This is a genomic window from Bacillus sp. 196mf (assembly GCF_003217275.1).
GTDB classification, from domain to species: Bacteria; Bacillota; Bacilli; order Bacillales; family Bacillaceae_G; genus Bacillus_A; species Bacillus_A thuringiensis_S.
In genome coordinates, this window is record NZ_QJTG01000006.1 from 109,730 (window position 1) to 130,734 (window position 21,005).

A 21,005-nucleotide genomic window follows, 5' to 3' on the forward strand; every position below is an offset into this window, starting at 1 on the left:
TAATTCCTACCTTCTATATAAGTTCTTTTATATTATCCTTTCCCTTAAAGCGACTTTTAATGAGTAAATATTGTTCCATTTCATACACAAGTTGAACAAGTTTCGCACGTATCTCAAATTCTTCGCGTGTAGCTGGCAATGGCATGTCTCTAAATAATTCCCTCATTTCTTGAAGCTGCCTTAAGGAAATAACGCCTGTACTCTCAGGGCTAATAGCATTACCAATGTTTTCAACAACATCTGCAATCATGTCAGCTTGTTCATACGTCCACGATAAAGAAGCTGCTAATGGTATCATTCGCTCTAAAATTTCAAATTGTTGCATACGCATATTAAAATAACGATAGTAATAATCATCTTCTCGCATAAATGCATTCTCAAGTTTTTTAAACGATAAATCTCTTGCTTCATTTAACATATTCTCGGTTTCAATGAGTTCTGCTCCACTCCAACTACTTTCTCGATTTCGTAAATACACAACCATTTCAAACAAAATCGTTTTAAAATTACTCTCTATTTTATCCTGATACTCTTTTAGCTTATTTTCACTACTCGGCATATACATATTTACTAATAACGCCACGCTAATTCCTATTGTTAATATAGCAATTTCATTTCCAACTATAAGCCATGTAATTTGCTTCAATGAATATAGATGCATAACAATAACTGAACTCGTGACAATACCTTCTTGAATTTTAAGCATTACTGCAGTCGGAATAAATGTAAGTAACAATATGCTAATTGCAAGTGGTGTATAGCCGATCGTTTCAAAAATACAAAACGCGAATACCATTGATAATACACACGCTAGAAAACGATGTAACGACACTTGAAGCGATTTGCGCTTCGTATTTTGTACACATAAAATAACTAAAATACCTGCTGAACTATAAAATTCTAATCCTAATAACTGAGCAATAAAAACTGCCGCGCCTGTCCCTATTGCTGTTTTTACTGTACGGTATCCAATTTTGAACATATCATTGCTCCTATATGTATAAACGTATTTACAGCTAGTATAAAAAAAGGATGACACAATGTCATCCTTTTCTACTTATTATTCACATAACCTTTTCATATTACAATATTTTTTGTAAAAATTGTTGCGCACGTTCACTTTTCGGCGCTGCAAAAAATTCTTCTGGCGCACTATCTTCTACAAGCTTTCCTCCGTCCAAGAAAAGAACACGATCTGCCACTTCTTTTGCAAAGCCCATTTCATGTGTAACGATAGCCATCGTCATTCCTGTCGTAACTAACGATTTCATAACTTCTAACACTTCTTTCACCATCTCTGGATCTAGCGCCGATGTCGGTTCATCAAATAACATAACTTCCGGTTCCATCGCTAACGCTCTTGCAATTGCTACACGTTGCTTTTGTCCTCCCGACAAACGATTCGGATACGTATTTTTTTTATCTACTAATCCAACCTTTTCTAAAAGTTTCTCAGCTTTCTTTTCAGCTTCTTGCTTCGTTACCCCTTTTACATTGATAGGGGCATACGTAATATTTTCTAATACAGTCATATGAGGAAATAAGTGAAAATGCTGAAATACCATACCGACATTTTCACGAACATGCATAACATTCGTTTTCGGATTCGTTACTTCTTCCGTTCCAATCCAAATGTGACCATCCGTTGGTGCTTCTAACATATTCATACAACGTAAAAATGTTGATTTTCCTGATCCAGAAGGTCCTATAATTGCAACTACTTCCCCTTTTTCAATCGTTGTTGTAATTCCTTTTAATACTTCGTTTTTACCAAATGATTTATGAAGGTTTTCAATTTTAATCACTTTTCTTCATTCTCCCTTCAATTGCCTTCCCGACTAATGTAAGAATAATGACTAACATATAATAAATCAGTCCAACAAAAAGTAATGGTTCAAGATATTTAAATGTCTCACCGCCTACAATGTAAGCACGACGCATTAAATCAGTCGCGCCTATTACTGTTACTACAGCTGATTCTTTCGTAAGTGTCGCAAATTCGTTCACAAGCGCTGGTAATATATTTTTTAATGCTTGAGGGAAAATAATATTTCTCATCATTTTTCCGTATGGTATCCCTAAAGCCATTGCTGCTTCTGTTTGTCCTTTATCAACTGCTTGAATACCAGCACGAATTACTTCTGACATGTATGCACCTGAATTCAAGCTAAATGCAAGTACAGCTGCTAAGAATGCTGGTATTTCATAACCAATTATTTGCGGGACACCGAAATAAATAATCATTAATTGCAATACAAGTGGTGTACCACGAAAAATTGATGTATAAAAATCTGCTGCTATATTTAATGCTCGTATTCTAGCAATTTTACAAAGTGCTAATAACGTTCCTAAAATAAATCCTGCTAAAGCTGATACCGCTACAATTTTCAAAGTAACTTCTAAACCTTTTAGTATATATGGTATCGAAGGCGTAATCGCCGAAAAATCTAAGTTCATTCTTTTCATTCCCCTCACAGAAAAGTGAAAGGCAGCTTATTTTCCGCTGCCAAACCATTTCTTCACTAATTTATCCATTTCTCCATTTTCTTGCATTTTTTTAATTACTTTATTAAATTCAGCTGTTTTATCACTGTTTTTCGGAAGGGCAATTGCTGCTCCAACTTCTTCTGGCGCTTCTTTAATTTCAATTCCTTGTAAATCTTTCATTTTCTCTAAATAATTTTTAGCAACTGTGTCTTCTATAATTGCAGCGTCAAAACGACCAGCTTTAATTTCTTGTACGATTTCTGGTATACGGTCACGTCCCTCAACTTGGAAATCTACTTGTTTTTTAAATTCTGCCGCTTTCTCTTCTTGAATAGATCCTGTTTGTACCCCTACTTTTTTCCCTTTTAAATCCTCTACAGATTTAATGTTAGAATCCTTTTTAGAAACAACCATATTTTTCGCAACAAAATAAATATCTGTAAAATCAACATTATTTTTACGCTCTGCAGTTGGCGTCATGCCTGCCATTACGAAATCAACTTTTCCTGAACTAAGAGATGCTAATAAACCACCAAAATCCATATCTTTCACTTTCACTTCATACCCAAGTTCTTTTCCGATATATTTAGCAACATCAACATCAAAACCAATAATTTCATCACTTTTTGAAGCTTCCACGTATTCATATGGTTTATAATCTGCTGAAGTCCCCATTACGAGTACTTTCTTATTTCCTTTTGTTTCTTTCGATTCCCCATTACTACAAGCGCTGAATATACTTACAATTAAAATAAGTGCAAACGATATTGATACTAACTTCTTCATCTTTCTTCCCCCTAATAATGTATATTTAAAAGTTTAATAGAATATTTATTCGATGTTTGTATTGTATCAGCACTTTTATTTTTATGCAATATATAAAATAAAAATAAATAATAAAACAATATAAATGCTATTTGTTATGTATAAAACAATGCATAAAATAACATAACTATGCATATCTCTGAAATTTTAATAATAAATAAAAAAGGCGGCACATCCACTTGATTGTGGACGTGCCGCCTTTTCTCTTATTTTTTATAGTTCTTCACAATTCTCTTCAAAATATGATTGTAGTTTCGCAATAACTTGCATCGGTTCATGACCTTCAATTTCATGACGCTCTACCATCGTTACAATTTTTCCATCTTTTAATAAAGCAAATGATGGAGAAGAAGGTGGGTACCCTTCGAAATATTCACGCGCTCTTGCTGTCGCTTCTTTATCTTGACCTGCAAACACCGTTACAAGGTGGTTAGGACGTTTATCATAATGTACGGAATGCGCAGCAGCAGGACGAGCAATACCACCTGCACAACCACATACAGAGTTTACCATTACAAGTGTTGTTCCATTTCTTTTAAACGCTTCTTCTACCGCTTCTGGCGTCGTCAATTCTGTATATCCAGCAGAGACAATCTCTTCACGCGCTTGGCGGACAACATCATTCATAAAAAAGTTAAAATTAATCACTCTTTTCCCTCCTCTAAAACTACCTATTTGTATCTTACCAGTTAATGTTTATGAAATACAAGTAAGTTTACTTGTATTTAAGTATAGAAAAGGTGTTAGAGCAATTGCTCTAACACCTTTTCTTTAATGACCACGATGTTTTTGCTTTGCTTTTTGTACTTTAATTAAACGTCTTCTTTCTTTTTCAGCTTCTCGCTTCTCCTTAGACTGCACTTTCTTTTCTTGTTTATGCAATTCATAAGATAAACTAATCGCCTCTTGCGCCTTAGTAAAACGTTTAACATTTGTTTCTTTTGCTGCTTGTCGTATGATACGCTTTATGTTTTTAGGACGCTGTTTTTCTTTAACTTCTACACCACATTTTGCAAAATGCTGAAAATGCTCTAAAAGTGAACTATTCACAAACATAAACACTTCTTCATCTGACGGTTCTGCTCCAAAAATATACCTTGCTCCATACAATTTCCCTTGTTCTTTACATGTAATGATTCCAACAAAAAATTGGCCATCGTGATATACTGTCAACTCCATTGACAGCCCCTCCTTTAAAAAATTAGAAATACGGGACATCCCGGAGGGGAAGGTTACTGACATGAAATCATGCGTCTGGACTACCAACCAGAGCTGTGTTTTTGTATTTATTTCACTTTTATTATATCTTTTTTTCCATAATCTTCATATATTCAACAATCATTTTTTTATGCGATCCTACAATATAGTCAGGTAGTTCTGTTACTGAAAAGAATTTAAGCTGAACAGCTTCTTCTTTATTCATAACAAAATCCCCTTCGTATTCATCCGTATAATAGGCGGTTGTTACAGATTGAAATTCATCACCGTTTGCTAATTTTGTAAAGTAGTTCGCTCCAGAAAATACATTGATTAGTCGCAAGTTCTTCACTTTTATTCCTGTCTCTTCATATACTTCACGATAAGCTGTTTCTTCTGGTGATTCACTAAGCTCCATTAGCCCGCCAGGTAGCCCCCATTTTCCGTACGGCTCTGTCCGCTGCTGCAATAAAACATATCCATTTTCATTTATAACGAGTACAACAGCACCAACTAAAATTAAAGGGCGATGACCAACTATTTTTCGTAATTCTTCTACATATCCCACCGTATCGCCTCCTTTTTCGTTGTCCACACTATTGTATCATATGTACGAAACGACAAAATGCGTATATTTTTCATTTTTTTAACAAAATATTTATTTTATGTGATTCATCTACTGTAGCTAACATAATGGATTCGACTTCTGTACTCTCCTCTAGAAATTCTCTCGCCCACGCTTCTGTTTTTCCTAATAATGCAAGAACATCTTTCTGAATCCTCCCATCCTTTACTAATACAAAAGAAACTGGAGATTTTCTTCCCGCCACTTTAAGATCAAGCCGCGAAACTGCTTCATATTCTGGATACCGAAATATAGAAACGACACCGTTCGCTTCCCATAATGCTAATTTAATCGTTTGAATATCGCTCACATTTCGCATGCGAAGTTCCGAAAACAAATATTCCACGGTAATTCTCGCCTTTTTCAAATTGCTAAAATCAATGGAACCATTATGTATAAGAATGATAGGTGCTGGCTCTAAAAAGCGTCTCCATCTATCCCATTTCAGCATTAAAACTGAGCTTATAATATGAAGTACAACGAGTATGAACGTTGTAATCATCGAGCCCAGTAACCCTACTTTTTCATCAGACAATGCGTTAGAAATATTCCCACCAAGCAATAACACTAATACAACATCTAAAAAACGAAGTTGTGCGATAGACCTTTGCCCCATTGCTTTCGCAACTAATATTAAAAATATGTATGCTATAATAGCCCGAATAACCCATTCACTATTAGAAAGATGCCGTGCTCCTTCAAAAATATGCATATGCATCACTTTGCACTCCTTACCCGTCTCAAACTGCTATCCTGTTTTAGTTTGCAACGTTTATGAGCATATATGTAAAAAAAGCTGGTTCGTTTAAAAACGAACCAGCTTTTTTTACTTAACTGAAAACATATATTTTTTATAAGTTTTCCGTACCGATAGTATGAGCCCCATCATAATCATATTCGAGAATAAGGAACTTCCCCCATACGATAAGAAAGGTAATGCAATACCTTTTACAGGCATTAATCCAACGATCATACCGATGTTTTGGAATATTTGAACTGTTAATATACCGATCGATCCAGCGCATAATAATGTACCAAATAAATTATCAGCGGAATAACCAATAATAATTGTTCGATATAGTAGTAATAGGAACAAGAAGACAACTAACGCTGCTACGATAAATCCACCTTCTTCGGCAATTGTAGCGAAAATAAAGTCAGTATGCTTCTCTGGGATATAGACGCTTCCTCCCCCAAACCCTTTACCTTCCATTCCTCCACTACCTACAGCTAAAATCGATTGTTGCGTTTGATAACCTTGATCTGCATTTTCAAATGGATTTAACCAACCTACAATACGCGACTGTTGGTGAGGTTTTAGTAAAGTAACTAAATTATTATAGAAAAAATCTTGATACTTAAAGAAAATAAATATTAAAGCAGATAATATGGTCAACGGAATAACTGTACATAATGCTATCAATTTCTTTTGAATACCTGACATAAATAAAATACATGCAATAGCAGCAGCATATAAGAACACCATACCTGTATCAGGTTGACTATATACAACCGCCATAGGTGGAAGTGACACTAGCATAATTTTACCTACTAGCTTTAAATCTGTTTGGAATGTCCTTGCCATATACTGTGCATTATGTTTTACTGCTATACTCGCTACTACAAGTAGCAATGCAATTTTGAAAAACTCAGACGGCTGAATTTGTCCAAATACTGGGAAAACAAACCATCTTTTTGCACCTAATTTTTCAGGTGTAAAACCTGATGGTGGTAATACTTTCAAAAGAATAAGTGAAGCAAACCCAGCAATATAAAGCGGCCAAGATAATTTTTGTAACTGATCTAAATCAATGCTTGCAACAAGAAGTAACAATACAACTCCAATTATGTAGTTAACACCTTGTTTCATAGCAAAGTTTGCAGCTCCATACTGTCCCGTTTGCTGACTGCTATATATAGCAGCTATACTCGTCACACATAGTGCACACAAAATTAAAATTAATTTTACATCTAAACTTTTTAGAAACTCGGTACTTCTTTTCATGACATCCTCCTGAAACATTGTTACGGCAAAAATAAAAAACCAGGAGTCAACATTCTTCATGTTTTGACGACTGATTACACATTATCTATAAAACACTTATATAGAATAACTCTCTTTTTCATACAATACAATATATTATACTACAGTTTCATCAGTAAGATTTGCCAAAAAAATTATTCTTTTCTTATTTTATATCCATATACCATATATCAGCAATGTATTTTCGTAAATTCCTAATACATAATCGTTTATTGTAAGATTACTGGGAAAGGTATTTATACATATAGTAGGATGTAGATGAAGAAATAAGATAATAAAAAGCTCGCATAAGCGAGCTTTTTATTAATATACAGATGTATTATTTTCTGACATGTTTTCCAAAATTTCTTTAACACGTCCTAAGAACTTACCACAAATTAAACCATCAAGTACGCGGTGATCAAGTGATAAACATAAGTTAACCATGTCACGAGCACCGAACATACCGTTATCCATAATTACTGGGCGTTTTACAATTGATTCAACTTGTAAAATAGCCGCTTGTGGGTAATTAATAATACCCATAGATTGAACAGAACCGAATGATCCTGTGTTATTAATTGTAAATGTTCCACCTTGCATTTCGTCTGCTTTTAACGATTTCGTGCGTACTTTTCCTGCAAGTTCTGTAATTTCACGAGCGATACCTTTAATTGTTTTCTCGTCCGCTTGCTTAATTACTGGTACAAATAGTTCTTCCTCTGTTGCAACAGCGATAGAAAGGTTAATATCTTTCTTCTGAACAATTTTATCGCCAGCCCACATTGAATTAATTTGAGGATACTCTTTTAACGCTTGTGCCACTGCTTTTACGAAGAAAGCAAAGAACGTTAAGTTAAAGCCTTCACGCTTCTTAAAGTCACCTTTAATTGAGTTACGGTATGACACAAGGTTTGTCACATCTACTTCAATCATCATCCAAGCATGTGGTGCTTCGTGTTTACTACGTAACATGTTTGCTGCGATTGCTTTACGCACACCTGTGACTGGAATTTCGATATCTCCAGGCATTGTAGGTACAGAAACTGGTTTCGCAGCTTCTACTTTTTGCGCTACTGGTGCTGCTTTTGGTGCTTCTGGGCGAGCTTCTACTACCGCCGCTACAGCTTCATCTTTCTTCGCCGCACCTGCTTGCGGAATATTTCCAGATTCCACTAGCTTTAAAATATCTTTACGAGTGATACGGCCGTTTGCTCCCGTACCCTCTACTAGATCTAAATCAACGTTATGCTCACCCGCAAGTTTTAACACAGCTGGTGAAAAACGTGGTTTTCCATCAGTTGGTTGTTTTACTTTCGGTGCCTTTTCAGGCGTAATTGCTGCTGCCTTTGGTTCTTCTTTCGTTTTTTCCTCAACAGCTGTTGCTGCTACTTCGTCTGCGCCTTCTACTTGAATCACACAAACTACTTCACCTACAGCTAACGTATCACCTTCACCAGCGATTAACTCTTTCACAATACCAGTGAAAGAAGATGGTACTTCAGCATTTACTTTATCAGTCATTACTTCTGCAAGCGGATCATACTTGTTTACGTGATCGCCAACATTAACGAGCCATTTACTAATTGTGCCCTCTGTAACGCTCTCCCCGAGCTGAGGCATTGTAATATTTTCTACAGCCATGTATAGTCCCCCCGATTAAAATTCCGCAAGTTCACGCATTGCTTTTTCAACTTTATCTGGATTTACCATAAAGAATTTTTCCATTGTTGGTGCATATGGCATTGCTGGAACGTCTGGACCTGCAAGACGTGCGATTGGCGCATCTAAATCAAATAGACAGTTTTCAGCAATAATTGCTGCCACTTCACTCATAATGCTTCCTTCTTTATTGTCTTCTGTTACAAGAAGAACTTTACCTGTTTTAGAAGCTGCTTCAATGATTGCTTCTTTATCTAATGGATATACAGTACGTAAATCAAGAATGTGTGCAGAGATGCCATCTTGTGCTAACTTTTCAGCTGCTTGAAGAGCAAAATGAACACATAATCCGTACGTGATAACTGTAATATCATCACCTTCACGTTTTACATCTGCTTTTCCGATTGGTAATACGTAGTCATCCTCCGGCACTTCACCTTTAATTAAACGATATGCACGTTTATGTTCGAAGAATAATACTGGATCTTCATCACGAATGGCTGCTTTTAATAAGCCTTTTGCATCATATGGTGTAGAAGGGATAACGATTTTTAAACCTGGTTGGTTTGCAAACATCGCTTCTACAGATTGTGAATGATACAATGCACCGTGAACACCCCCACCAAATGGTGCACGGATTGTAACTGGACAAGTCCAATCATTATTAGAACGATAACGAATTTTTGCTGCCTCAGAAACAATTTGGTTTACTGCTGGCATGATGAAATCAGCAAACTGCATTTCAGCGATTGGACGCATACCATACATTGCTGCACCAATTGCTACCCCAGCAATTGCAGATTCTGCAAGCGGTGCATCAAGCGCACGATCTTCACCAAATTGATCATACAAACCGTGTGTCGCTTTAAACACGCCACCTTTTTTACCAACATCTTCTCCTAAAACGAATACTTTCTCATCGCGTTCCATTTCTTCGCGCATTGCTAATGTAATAGCATCAATATAAGACATTACAGCCATGAAACGTTCCCCCCTATTCTGCGTATACGTGCTTCAATGCATCTTCAGGTGCTGCATACGGAGCATTTTCTGCATATTCTGTTGCTTCATTTACGATATGCATAATTTCGTCTAACATTTGTTTTTCCGATTCCTCAGTTAACACACCAGCTTCTTTTAAATAAGCCGCGAATGTTATAATTGAATCTTTTTTCTTTGCTTCTTCTACTTCTTCTTTATCACGATAAACACGATCATCATCGTCACTAGAATGTGCTGTTAAACGATATGATACTGTTTCAATTAAAGTTGGGCCTTCACCACGACGACCGCGATCTGCTGCTTCTTTTACAGCTTTATATACTGCAAGCGGATCGTTTCCGTCTATTGTATATCCAGGCATACCATAACCAATTGCACGATCTGATACGTTTTTACATGCTAATTGTTTTTCAACCGGAATAGAGATTGCATATTTGTTATTTTCACACATAAAAATAACAGGTAGTTTGTGTACACCAGCAAAGTTTGCCCCTTCATGGAAGTCACCTTGGTTTGAAGAACCTTCTCCAAATGTAACGAACGTTACTAAATCTTTCTTCTCCATTTTTCCAGCTAGTGCAATACCAACTGCATGTGGTACTTGCGTTGTTACTGGAGATGAACCTGTAACAATACGATTTTTCTTTTGACCGAAGTGACCAGGCATTTGACGACCACCAGAGTTTGGATCTCCAGCTTTCGCGAAAGCAGACAACATAAGCTCTTTAGCTGTCATACCAAATGCTAGTACAACACCCATATCACGATAGTATGGTAATGCATAATCTTTCTCTCTATCAAGAGCGAACGCCGCTCCAACTTGTGCAGCCTCTTGTCCTTGACAAGAAATTACGAATGGAATTTTACCAGCGCGGTTTAATAACCACATACGTTCGTCGATTTTACGTGCAAGTAACATCGTACGGAACATTTCTAATACTTGCTCATCACTTAAGCCAAGCTCTTCATGGCGCTTTTCTTTTACTTCTGCCATTTTTCATAACCTCCTAAATCCACATTTTTATGCGTGTAACGCTCTTCCATCTACAGCAAGTGCTGCTTCACCAATCGCCTCAGATAATGATGGATGCGGATGAATTGTATGTGCTACTTCCCAAGGTGTTGCATCAAGTACTCTTGCAAGACCAGCTTCAGAAATCATATCTGTTACATGCGGTCCAATCATATGAACACCAAGAATGTCATTTGTCTCTTCATCAACTACAAGTTTTACGAAACCATCTGATTCTCCGTATACAAGTGCTTTTCCGATTGCGCGGAATGAGAACTTACCTACTTTTAACTTATAGCCTTTTTCTTTCGCTTCTTGTTCTGTTAAACCGACAGAAGCAACTTCTGGACTGCTATATACGCATTTTGATACCATAGAGTAATCAATTGGTGTAACTTCTTTCCCTGCAATATGTTCTACTGCAGCAATTCCTTCATGAGAAGCAACGTGAGCAAGTTGCAGGCCACCGATTACATCTCCAATTGCATAAATATGCGATTCTTTCGTTTGATAAAACTCATTTGTTTGAATGTATCCTTTTTCCACAACGATATCTGTGTTCTCTAAGCCAATATTTTGCGTATTCGCTTGTCTTCCTACAGATACAAGCATTTTTTCTGCTTTAAATTCTTTATTTTCACCGTTGTGTTCAGCTTGGATTGTTACTCCATTATCTTTTACCAATGTTTCTGGTAATACTTTTGCACCAGTTACCACTTTAATACCTTTTTTCTTGAATAGACGTTGCATTTCTTTTGAAACGTCTTGATCTTCTAGTGGTAATATCGTTTTTGCATACTCTAATACTGTAACTTCTACACCGAAGTCAGCAAGCATAGATGCCCACTCAATACCGATTACACCGCCACCAACGATAATAATCGAACTAGGAAGCGTTTCCATTTTTAGGGCATGATCCGAAGACATTACGTATTCTCCATCTAATTCTAAACCTGGTAATGAATTTGGACGAGAACCTGTTGCAACAAGTACATTTTTTGGAATTAACATTTCATTCTCTTCTCCACTTGCAAGTTCAACTGAAATTGTCCCTGGCATAGGAGAGAAAATAGACGGGCCAAGAATACGACCAATACCTTCAAACACATCAATTTTACCTTGTTTCATTAAATGTTGAACGCCTTTATGAAGCTGCGTTACAATCTTCTCTTTACGCTCTTGTACTTTTGCAAAGTTTAGTTCTACATTGCTTGCAATAACTCCGAACTCTTCGCTTTTTTTAGCAGTTGCATATACTTCCGCACTACGTAAAAGAGCTTTACTAGGAATACATCCTTTGTGTAAACAAGTACCACCAAGATTTTCTTTTTCGACTAGTGCTGTTTTTAACCCTAATTGTGATGCACGAATTGCAGCAACATATCCACCAGTACCGCCGCCAACGATGACTAAATCATATTCTTTTGCCATTATCTCAACCCCTAGCTACCGTTTCTTTTTCACGTACAACGTATTCTTTTGGAGCTTCTTCTTCACGTAATACACGAAGTGCTCCTTCTGCTAACGCTTCTAACTCATCTTCGCCTGGATGTACGATAACATCTGCAATCCAGTCCACTCGCTCTTTTATTTCATCGACAAGAATTTTACTGTATGCCAGTCCACCAGTTAATACGATTGCATCGATTTTCCCGTGAAGTACAGCGCTAGCTCCGCCAATCTCTTTTGCAACTTGATATGCCATTGCTTTATAAATAAGAGTTGCTTCAGGATCACCTTTTTCAACCATTTGCTCTACTTTAATCGCATCATTTGTACCGATTAAACTTACAAGTCCACCTTGTCCGACAAGTTTTTTAATCATTTCATCACGGTAATACTCACCAGAGAAACACATTTCTACTAGTTGCCCTACTGGTACTGTACCAGCGCGCTCTGGACTAAATGGTCCTTCTCCGTTTAAACCGTTATTCACATCGATTACTCTTCCTTTTTTATGAGCACCAACTGTAATACCGCCACCCATATGTGTAACTAATAAATTTAAATCCTCGTATTTGTGATTTAACTGTTCAGCTACTTTACGAGCAACTGCTTTTTGATTTAATGCATGGAAGATACTTTTGCGTTCCATACCAGCAATGCCACTTATACGAGCAACCGGCTCCATCTCATCTACAACGACAGGATCTACAATGAATGCAGGAATGTTTAATCCAGAAGCAATTTCATATGCTAAAATGCCTCCAAGGTTTGAAGCGTGATGACCGCTAAAGCCATTTTTCAAATCTTCTAACATCGCATCGTTTACTGTATACGTACCGCCTTCGATTGGACGAAGTAATCCACCACGCCCACAAACAGCGTTTAATTTTGAAATGTTAATACCATGAGAATGTAGAACTTCTAAAATCGTTTCTTTTCGAAACTCATATTGGTCGATAATTCTCTTATATTTTCCAATCTGTTCTACGTCATGACGAATCGTTTCTTCTAGAACGGGTCTTTCATTATCAAAAACACCAATTTTTGTGGATGTACTACCTGGGTTAATAACAAGAATTCGATTTACAGACAATGTTGCTACCTCCACTAATAAATTCAAAAGGAAGTGGAAACCTCATAAGAGGTAACCACACCTTTTGTAAAAGTTATATATGAATGATTAGCGACGGCTAATAATATCGTGACCGTTGCGTAAGTAAGTGCTACGAGAATTCTTCAAGCTTGCAATGCGCTCTTCAGCTAGACGATCTGCCGCTACATAAGTTGCTATGCCATCGCGTTTTGAAATTTCGATTACTTTTGCAATCGTGTCATAAATAGACTCAACACGTTTTAGTGCACGTTCTCTATTGTATCCATATAATTCGTCTGCTACGTTAATTACGCCACCTGCATTAATTACATAATCTGGTGCGTATACAATACCCATTTCATGAATGATGTCACCGTGACGATCTTCTTTTAATTGGTTATTTGCAGAACCTGCGATTACTTTTGCTTTAAGTTGTGGAATAGTTTCATCATTAACTGTTGCGCCTAATGCACATGGTGCGTAAATATCGCATTCCACACCGTAAATTTCATTTGGTTCAACTGCTGATGCACCGAATTCTTCTACAGCACGTTGTACAGCTTCTTTATTAATATCTGTAACGATTAATTTTGCTCCTTCAGCGTGTAAATGTTTGCATAGATGATATGCTACGTTACCAACGCCTTGAACAGCAATTACTTTTCCTTCTAAATTGTCAGTACCGAAAGCTTCTTTTGCAGCTGCTTTCATACCACGATAAACACCGTATGCAGTTACTGGAGATGGGTTACCAGAAGAACCGAATGATGGTGAGATACCTGTTACAAAGTCAGTTTCTTCGTGGATAATATCCATATCATCTACTGTTGTACCAACATCTTCAGCTGTAATGTATCGTCCGTTTAGTCCTTGGATATAACGTCCTAGTGCACGGAACATTGCTTCGCTCTTATCTTTACGAGGATCACCAATAATTACTGTTTTCGCACCACCTAAGTTTAAACCAGCTGCTGCGTTTTTGTATGTCATCCCTTTTGCAAGACGCAATGCATCTTCAATCGCCGCTTCTTCAGAATCATATGTCCACATTCTTGTTCCACCAAGAGCCGGTCCAAGTGTTGTATCATGAATTGCAATAATTGCTTTTAAACCAGATTCTTTATCTTGACAAAATACCACTTGCTCATAATCATATTTTTCTAAGTATTCGAAGATTTCTAATGTCATTGTCGTTTCCCCCTAATGTTTTACCCTTTTTGGTTTATTTTGAAGCAGTCGCAACTGCCAATGCTAATGAATATACTTTTGTTTCTGCTGAATCAGCACGAGATGTTAAAACAATCGGTGCTTTTGCGCCAGCAATCATTGCTCCTACTTTTGCATCCGCAAAGTATACGAGTGATTTATATAGCACATTTCCAGCTTCAATCGTTGGGACGAGTAAAATATCTGCCTTACCTGCTACATCACTTACTATGCCTTTATGCTCTGCTGCAATTTGTGATACTGCATTATCTAAAGCAAGTGGTCCATCAACGATACAATCTTTAATTTGTCCGCGGCGATTCATTTGTGTTAACATCGCTGCATCAATTGTCGCCTGCATCGCTGGATTCACAACTTCTACTGCTGCAATTGGTGCCACTTTTGGCAAGTCGATTCCTATTGCCCGGGCAACTTCTACAGTATTTTGTATAATAGCAGCTTTTTGTGTTACATCAGGTGCGATGTTCATCGCTGCATCTGTAACGAAAATAAGACGATCATAATTTGGAACTTCAAATGCTGCTACATGTGAAAGTACGCTACCTTTACGTAGGCCCCACTCTTTGTTTAACACAGCCTTCAAAATATTCGCTGTTGGGATGTTACCCTTCATAAGCACGTCTGCCTCACCATTTCTCACAGATTTAACAGAAAGTTCTGCAGCCTCTGCATTAGACATTGCTGCAATCACTTCAACATGTTCTGAAGTTTGTAAACCATGTTCTTGTAGCATCCCCATTATTTTTTCTTGATTTCCATATAGACGAAATTGAGCTAGCTGTAATTTAATTGCTTTCGCTACAGCTTCAATTACTTCATGATCTTCAGCTACTGCTACAGCTACAGTTTTTTTAGGCTGTCCCGCTGCTTGATCAATTAAGTATTCTAACTTCATATTTTGTAATCAACCCTTTCCGTCGTCCCTCGTCTATTTATAAAGCAAATACCGTGCCAACTTTTAAAAGTGGTCTTACCAATAATGAAAACGCATTCAAAATGCAGTAAAATCAATACTTTGGAAAATAACAAAAGATTCTGTCTTATTTTGTCGCTTTTTGTATACCATGCAATAAATTGCACGGTACGCAATTTATTGCATGCTATTTTTTGCATGGTCATACTTTTCTAGCTTATAATATAAATTTCGAACGGAAATTCCTAACGCTTTTGCAGTTTGTGTTTTATTCCCATCAAATCTCTCCAAATATTCATGAATAATATTCCCTTCAAACTCTGTTACTAAATGTTCAAGTGGCTTTTCTTCTAATTCAGGTAATAAATGAGATTGCTTTGACTCCACCTGCTCTTCATTATGTAATGGTGGTAAATGTTGTACATCAATATAGATCTCGTTATAATTCATAAAAATAATCGCTCGTCCTAAAATATTTTCAAGTTCTCTCACATTTCCTGGCCATTCGTATGATTGTAAATATAAAATAGCTGAATCAGTGAGCCCTTCTACATTACGACCATAATCTTGATTAATTTTTTGAATCAACCTGTCCGCAATTTTCGGTATATCTCCTTTACGTTGACGAAGAGATGGAATTTGAATTGGAATTTTATTTAATCGATAATATAAATCCTCCCTAAACTTCCCTTCTAGAATAGCCTTTTCTAAATTCACATGTGTCGCTGCAATTACTCGAACATTAATGGGTATCGCTTTCGTCCCACCAACTTTTACAATTTCTTTTTCCTGCAATACACGAAGGAGTTTCGCTTGTGTATTTGCAGATAACTCCCCTATTTCATCTAAAAAAATACTACCGTTATTCGCTTCCTCAAAGAACCCACGTTTCCCGCCTCTTTTCGCTCCAGAAAACGCCCCTTCCTCATAACCAAATAATTCACTTTCTAACAACGTCTCCGAAATAGCCGCACAGTTTACACGGACGAATTTATTGTATTTTCGATTACTTCCATTATGGATTGCATGTGCAAACAATTCTTTACCAGTCCCAGATTCACCGCGTAACAGTACCGTTGCTGGTGTATTCGCTCCTAGCTTCGCCTGTTCGATAGCTGCCGTTGTTTCATCTGAATTTCCGACAATATCATCAAATGAATATTTTGCTTCTAATGTGCGAATAATTTGCCTTGCTCTATTCAATTCATTTGTTAACTTTTGAATTTCCGACACGTCACGGATAACGCCAACGCTTCCTTTCAATATTCCATCCACAATAACTGGCGCTACGTTTACAATTACATCGCGCTTTTTTTGCCCAATCTTCATATGTATTCCGCGCACCGCACGACGCGTTCGAAGTACTTTCATATGCATACTTTCGCCTTCTACAATATCAGTTGTAGCAGGCTTCCCAATAATATCTTCTTCTGTTAGACCCGTTAATTTCGTATATGCCGGGTTAATGACTAAACCTCTTCCTTTTTCATCCACAACCGAAATCGCTTCTTCAGATGAGTTGATAATTGCCTCTAATAGTGTTTGAATTTCTTTTAAGTCTGTAACTTCTTCCGCTAAATCTACAACTTCTGTTATATCTTTAAAAATTGCAAATGCCCCTTGTACCTCTCCGCCTTCTTTTAATATCGGTATACGCGTTGTAATAATTTTCTTTCCATTCTCTAATGTTAGTTCATAATTTACTTCTATTTGTTTCGTACGTATAATGCGAAGTAATTTACTAGTGGGAATGACTTCTAAAATATATTTTCCTATCGCCTCTTCTTTTTTATATCCGATAATACGCTCCGCACTTTTATTAAAAAGACGAACTTGTCCCTCTCGATCAATTACGATCATGCCGTCATGCGTAGAATTTAAAATTAATTCTCCTTGTTGCGTTTGTTCCTCTAACCGCCCAATTAACCCTTCCTTCTCATGCGCTAATCCTGTAACAATTTTTGCAATATCACCTGGTATAAGAAGAGTGTCTTTTTTCTTTTTTTCCAATAAAACTTTATGTACATCATCTTCACCTGTCATATCAAATATTACATCGATATGCATAGAAAGAAATGGAGTTACACTTTCTCCAATTGCAATTCCATATTCCTTAGCAATTTGTAATCCTTTTGCCAACGGATTTATATCAATAATCCCTATAATTTGAAATATATTCGAACTATGTAACAGATTCAGCAGTGCGCTCCCGCCTTCACCTGCACCAACAATTAATACTTTTTGTTTCATATATTACACTTCCTCTCGAAGTAACTCTGCAAATTTTTTCACACCCTTATCTTACTCGTTCAGCACCCTCTTGACAAACCCCCTTTCCGTATAACATCATTAAAATATACGAAATAATCTGAAAAGGAGAGTTATGTATGCAGCGTTACGTTGCTCTACTATTAGCACTCATCCCTATTTCATTAGCTGTGTTTGGTATAAAGTTAATGAGAGATACTGTATTCGGGATTCTATTTCCACCAATCTCTATACTGTGGTTACAATTTTTAATCGGTGCTCTTTGCTTCGGGCTCGGGTTTTATATCTTCGGTGGCTTCGTCTTGCACCGAGACCGTAAACGAAATAAAGTACAGGCTCGCTTTAGAAGATAGGAAGGCCCCACTATTTATAAATAAAAAAATGAGACCGTTACACGCGGTCTCATTTTTTTATTGGCAACAACGTTCTTGCCGTTTCAGGGTAATCAGTAATAATCGCCGATATATTCATATCAAAATATTTACGCATAAGCGTTTCTTCATTAATTGTATAAGGGCGAACCTCTACACCACTTTCCATCGTTAGTTCAGCAATAGCATCTTGAAGGTAACGATAATTCGGATGTACTGCTGTAGCCCCCATTTTTTTCGCGTATGCCCACGGACTATGCAAACCTTCGCGATATAAAATTGCTGTTTGAATATCAGGAGCCATCATATGACACCGTTTCATGCTGTAGTGATTAAACGAAGAAAATATAACACGATCCTCTAAACTAAATTTCCGTACAAGCGTTATAACTTCTTCCTCTAAACCTCTGTATGGAATTTTATTATTTTTAAGTTCAATATTAAGTAGCAAACTCGTTTGTTCAAGCCATTCTAATACCTCTTCTAAAAGTGGTATTTTACAAAACCCTACTTTATCACCAAATTTATAACTTGCATCTAACTTGCATAAATCCTCATATACATAATTCCGAACCGCACCTTTTCCATTTGTTGTTCGGTCCACCGTTTCATCATGAATGACGACAACTTTTCCATCTTTCGTTAATTGAACATCAAGTTCAATTCCATCCGCTCTAAAAGACTCAGCCGCTTCAAATGAAATCATTGTATTTTCTGGGTACGTTCCAGCCGCACCACGATGTGCAAATATAAGAGTCATCCTCACTCCCCCAATCTTATGCTATACTATACGAAAAAGGAGGTACTTCTATGAAACCATTACAAATTTCTCCAGATACTGCAGTCCGCTTATCAAAAGCACTAGGTGTTCCACTTGAACAACTCATGCATATGCCGCAGCACATTTTAATTCAAAAGCTAGTTGAATTAGAAAAACAAAATAAAGACGAAGAGTAATACAGTCCTGTTTTGCAGGGCTTTTTATATTTTCTATTATATCACGGATGACTTCCTTGCTAAAATCCCTTACCGGATATACTATGATCCCATTTAATCTTTTCTTCAAACATTTAAATGAAGCCCCCTCTTTTAACAAAAGAGGGGGCTTCTCATTACTCGTTTTAGTTACTCAAATTATGCGTTTTTCTTTTCTTTGTTAAAAATCATAAACACTTTATACAATCCTAAAGAAGCTGGAATATTCATAAATGCAAATGCTTCATACGTATAATGAGGAGCTGTTTCCCATAGTAACAAGAAAGTAAATACCCCTAATGCACTAATCATCGCAATTCGTATAACTTCCGATTCATTTTCATCTTTCTTTTTATAAAGAATAACAGCCGCCAAAACAGCTATATAAACAAATAATTTGATAATATACGAATATATAGTAACGATTTTATACTTCGTTGTACTATAATTCGATACGTAATTAGTTACCATGTCATTCTTCTGTTCAAACCATTGCCCAATACGGTACATGGAGAACTGACTTGATACCCATTCTCTAGTTATTTTTTCATTCAAATGTTGCACATAACCCATTACACCAAGTTCACTGAAACGTTGCACTATAACTTCTTGATTGTGCTCATTCAAATCTTTCGTATTCTTTATGTTTTCATCATCAATATAATCTGCATCTGCCTGATTCCACACACCATACGTATCTTTGTTCAGGCCCATTTTCACCCAATGAGTGAATGGAATTTTTTCAATTTCATTATCGGTACTGAGATTTAGCTTTGTCGTTATACCTTTAAAACTTACAATAAGGATTAAACAAAATAAAACACTACTTAACACCTTTACAGAGTATTCCTTACGAAACTTAAAAATATTTTCAATTAAAATCGCTAACGCTACGGTTAATGCTGTCGGTCTTATAATATAAGTACAAGCTGCGAAAACCCCTAATAAAATCCATAAAATAATCTTCATTCTTTTTGTTTCCGCCGTTTTCAAGCACAAATATGTATACATTGTTGCTGAAATAAAAAATATTACCAATGTATGAGTATAGAAAACTGGTGCCTGCCAATATATAAAAATATTTAGCACAGATAACACAATCGATATGTGAGCAACTTTAAAGTTTGTAATTTTCCTTACAATCAATACATTTAAAATAATACTGCCTGTTATACAAGCTATTGGTAATATTTTTATCGCTAAATCTACGCTCCCTATCAATTTAGCAAAATATCCTCCTATTAATACAACATGTGTATTATATGGATAAAATAAAAGCTGTCCCATTTCTAAAAATTGATTATCTCCATTAAACACAGAGACAATTCCTTGTTTAAGGATAGCATAATCCCCAACAACAGGGTTAAATGCTATGGAAGTAATAATTATTTCCATCGTCAAAATGATTATGATACCTAAAGCAATCATAATATTTGTATACGTTCTTTTCATTTTATTAATAACCAATTTATAATACATAAAGAAGAGCACAAATAAAAGCAACGTCAACGCTATAACAGCAGCGACTTTTTTGGGAGTATACTCCTCAGTCGGATAAGGAAATTCACCACTCATCAAAATTGTTTTTGGGATAAAAAATTTACTTACTATCATTGAAAATATAGATAAAAACACCGTCATGACAATGATTGGGTACGCTCGATTTACTATTTTTTTTAAAGTCATTCATCCATTCTCCTATATCTCTAACTTTTCCAAATCAATGATACGTTATAGAGATTATGATGTCAAATCCACTTATTTTCTGTACATATCCGTATTTTCACTGCATTTTTCTATATAAATATGTATTCCTTCAAAATCCTTAAATCGAGGTAAATAAAAAACTCATTGATTTTAAATTTACTATCGAGTATAA

At 36.3% G+C, this 21,005-nt stretch carries 21 protein-coding genes; 2 read left to right on the forward strand and 19 right to left on the reverse strand.

The genetic code is table 11. The features are described 5' to 3' along the window. Nucleotides 1-13 precede the first annotated feature (13 nt). The 17 genes from ATL10_RS11655 to ATL10_RS11745 all read right to left on the reverse strand — a co-directional run bounded on the left by ATL10_RS11655 (nt 14) and on the right by ATL10_RS11745 (nt 17,762). Nucleotides 14-982, reverse strand: coding sequence for an aromatic acid exporter family protein (locus ATL10_RS11655; RefSeq protein ID WP_000472671.1), 969 nt, complete (start codon nt 980-982; stop codon nt 14-16). Nucleotides 983-1,082: 100 nt separating this feature from the next. Continuing rightward, nucleotides 1,083-1,805: an amino acid ABC transporter ATP-binding protein gene (locus ATL10_RS11660; RefSeq protein ID WP_000590203.1), complete on the reverse strand. Its 723-nt coding sequence runs from the start codon at nt 1,803-1,805 to the stop codon at nt 1,083-1,085. Next, on the reverse strand, nt 1,798-2,457 hold the full coding sequence (locus ATL10_RS11665; protein WP_001046915.1) for an amino acid ABC transporter permease: 660 nt from the start codon (nt 2,455-2,457) through the stop codon (nt 1,798-1,800). Before ATL10_RS11665 ends, ATL10_RS11660 begins: the two co-directional genes overlap by 8 nt. Before the next feature lie 36 nt (nt 2,458-2,493). Then, nucleotides 2,494-3,273 carry a transporter substrate-binding domain-containing protein gene (locus ATL10_RS11670; RefSeq protein WP_000737678.1) on the reverse strand — a complete coding sequence of 260 codons (780 nt, stop codon included), beginning with the start codon at nt 3,271-3,273 and terminating at the stop codon, nt 2,494-2,496. 252 nt (nt 3,274-3,525) lie between these two features. Continuing rightward, nucleotides 3,526-3,939 (reverse strand): BrxA/BrxB family bacilliredoxin, encoded by a 414-nt coding sequence (locus ATL10_RS11675; RefSeq protein ID WP_001979317.1) that lies wholly within the window; start codon nt 3,937-3,939, stop codon nt 3,526-3,528. Nucleotides 3,940-4,083: 144 nt separating this feature from the next. Next, nucleotides 4,084-4,491, reverse strand: a complete 408-nt coding sequence (locus ATL10_RS11680) for a YjdF family protein (RefSeq protein ID WP_110496943.1) — start codon at nt 4,489-4,491, stop codon at nt 4,084-4,086. Between the two features lie 121 nt (nt 4,492-4,612). After that, nucleotides 4,613-5,077, reverse strand: coding sequence for an NUDIX hydrolase (locus ATL10_RS11685; protein ID WP_053563679.1), 465 nt, complete (start codon nt 5,075-5,077; stop codon nt 4,613-4,615). A 70-nt stretch (nt 5,078-5,147) separates the two neighbouring features. After that, on the reverse strand, nt 5,148-5,852 hold the full coding sequence (locus tag ATL10_RS11690) for a DUF421 domain-containing protein (RefSeq protein ID WP_000550963.1): 705 nt from the start codon (nt 5,850-5,852) through the stop codon (nt 5,148-5,150). Nucleotides 5,853-5,960: 108 nt separating this feature from the next. Continuing rightward, nucleotides 5,961-7,139: an FtsW/RodA/SpoVE family cell cycle protein gene (locus ATL10_RS11695; RefSeq protein ID WP_000831181.1), complete on the reverse strand. Its 1,179-nt coding sequence runs from the start codon at nt 7,137-7,139 to the stop codon at nt 5,961-5,963. Between the two features lie 342 nt (nt 7,140-7,481). Continuing rightward, nucleotides 7,482-8,801: a dihydrolipoamide acetyltransferase family protein gene (locus tag ATL10_RS11705; protein ID WP_000257642.1), complete on the reverse strand. Its 1,320-nt coding sequence runs from the start codon at nt 8,799-8,801 to the stop codon at nt 7,482-7,484. 15 nt (nt 8,802-8,816) lie between these two features. Beyond that, on the reverse strand, nt 8,817-9,800 hold the full coding sequence (gene bfmBAB / locus ATL10_RS11710; protein WP_000290071.1) for a 3-methyl-2-oxobutanoate dehydrogenase subunit beta: 984 nt from the start codon (nt 9,798-9,800) through the stop codon (nt 8,817-8,819). Between the two features lie 13 nt (nt 9,801-9,813). Next, a complete protein-coding gene (gene bfmBAA / locus ATL10_RS11715) occupies nt 9,814-10,815 on the reverse strand; it encodes a 3-methyl-2-oxobutanoate dehydrogenase subunit alpha (RefSeq protein WP_000852551.1) in 1,002 nt (333 codons plus the stop codon). 27 nt (nt 10,816-10,842) lie between these two features. After that, the gene (gene lpdA / locus ATL10_RS11720) at nt 10,843-12,264 is read right to left on the reverse strand and encodes a dihydrolipoyl dehydrogenase (protein ID WP_001051295.1); all 1,422 of its coding nucleotides are present in this window, start codon (nt 12,262-12,264) and stop codon (nt 10,843-10,845) included. Between the two features lie 4 nt (nt 12,265-12,268). Next, complete coding sequence (gene buk, locus ATL10_RS11725) at nt 12,269-13,372, reverse strand: butyrate kinase (RefSeq protein WP_000115781.1); 1,104 nt, start codon at nt 13,370-13,372, stop codon at nt 12,269-12,271. Nucleotides 13,373-13,459: 87 nt separating this feature from the next. Further along, on the reverse strand, nt 13,460-14,560 hold the full coding sequence (locus tag ATL10_RS11730) for a leucine dehydrogenase (RefSeq protein WP_000171355.1): 1,101 nt from the start codon (nt 14,558-14,560) through the stop codon (nt 13,460-13,462). A 34-nt stretch (nt 14,561-14,594) separates the two neighbouring features. Next, on the reverse strand, nt 14,595-15,494 hold the full coding sequence (gene yqiS, locus ATL10_RS11735) for a phosphate butyryltransferase (protein ID WP_053563676.1): 900 nt from the start codon (nt 15,492-15,494) through the stop codon (nt 14,595-14,597). Nucleotides 15,495-15,689: 195 nt separating this feature from the next. Then, nucleotides 15,690-17,762, reverse strand: a complete 2,073-nt coding sequence (locus tag ATL10_RS11745) for a sigma-54 interaction domain-containing protein (protein WP_023522991.1) — start codon at nt 17,760-17,762, stop codon at nt 15,690-15,692. 137 nt (nt 17,763-17,899) lie between these two features. On the opposite strand from ATL10_RS11745, the gene ATL10_RS11750 reads away from it, so the two are divergent. Further along, a complete protein-coding gene (locus ATL10_RS11750; protein ID WP_001190211.1) occupies nt 17,900-18,133 on the forward strand; it encodes a DUF2627 domain-containing protein in 234 nt (77 codons plus the stop codon). Nucleotides 18,134-18,182: 49 nt separating this feature from the next. On the opposite strand, the gene ATL10_RS11755 is transcribed toward ATL10_RS11750, so the two are convergent. After that, entirely contained in the window at nt 18,183-18,911 is a 729-nt protein-coding gene (locus tag ATL10_RS11755; RefSeq protein WP_000172580.1) for a glycerophosphodiester phosphodiesterase, read from the reverse strand. A gap of 50 nt (nt 18,912-18,961) precedes the next feature. Between ATL10_RS11755 and ATL10_RS11760 the strand changes: the two genes are divergently transcribed. Continuing rightward, the gene (locus tag ATL10_RS11760) at nt 18,962-19,108 is read left to right on the forward strand and encodes a YycC family protein (RefSeq protein ID WP_000803575.1); all 147 of its coding nucleotides are present in this window, start codon (nt 18,962-18,964) and stop codon (nt 19,106-19,108) included. Nucleotides 19,109-19,285: 177 nt separating this feature from the next. Here ATL10_RS11760 and ATL10_RS11765 read toward each other — a convergent pair whose 3' ends face one another. Beyond that, the gene (locus tag ATL10_RS11765) at nt 19,286-20,812 is read right to left on the reverse strand and encodes a glycosyltransferase family protein (protein ID WP_090977093.1); all 1,527 of its coding nucleotides are present in this window, start codon (nt 20,810-20,812) and stop codon (nt 19,286-19,288) included. Nucleotides 20,813-21,005: the final 193 nt, after the last annotated feature.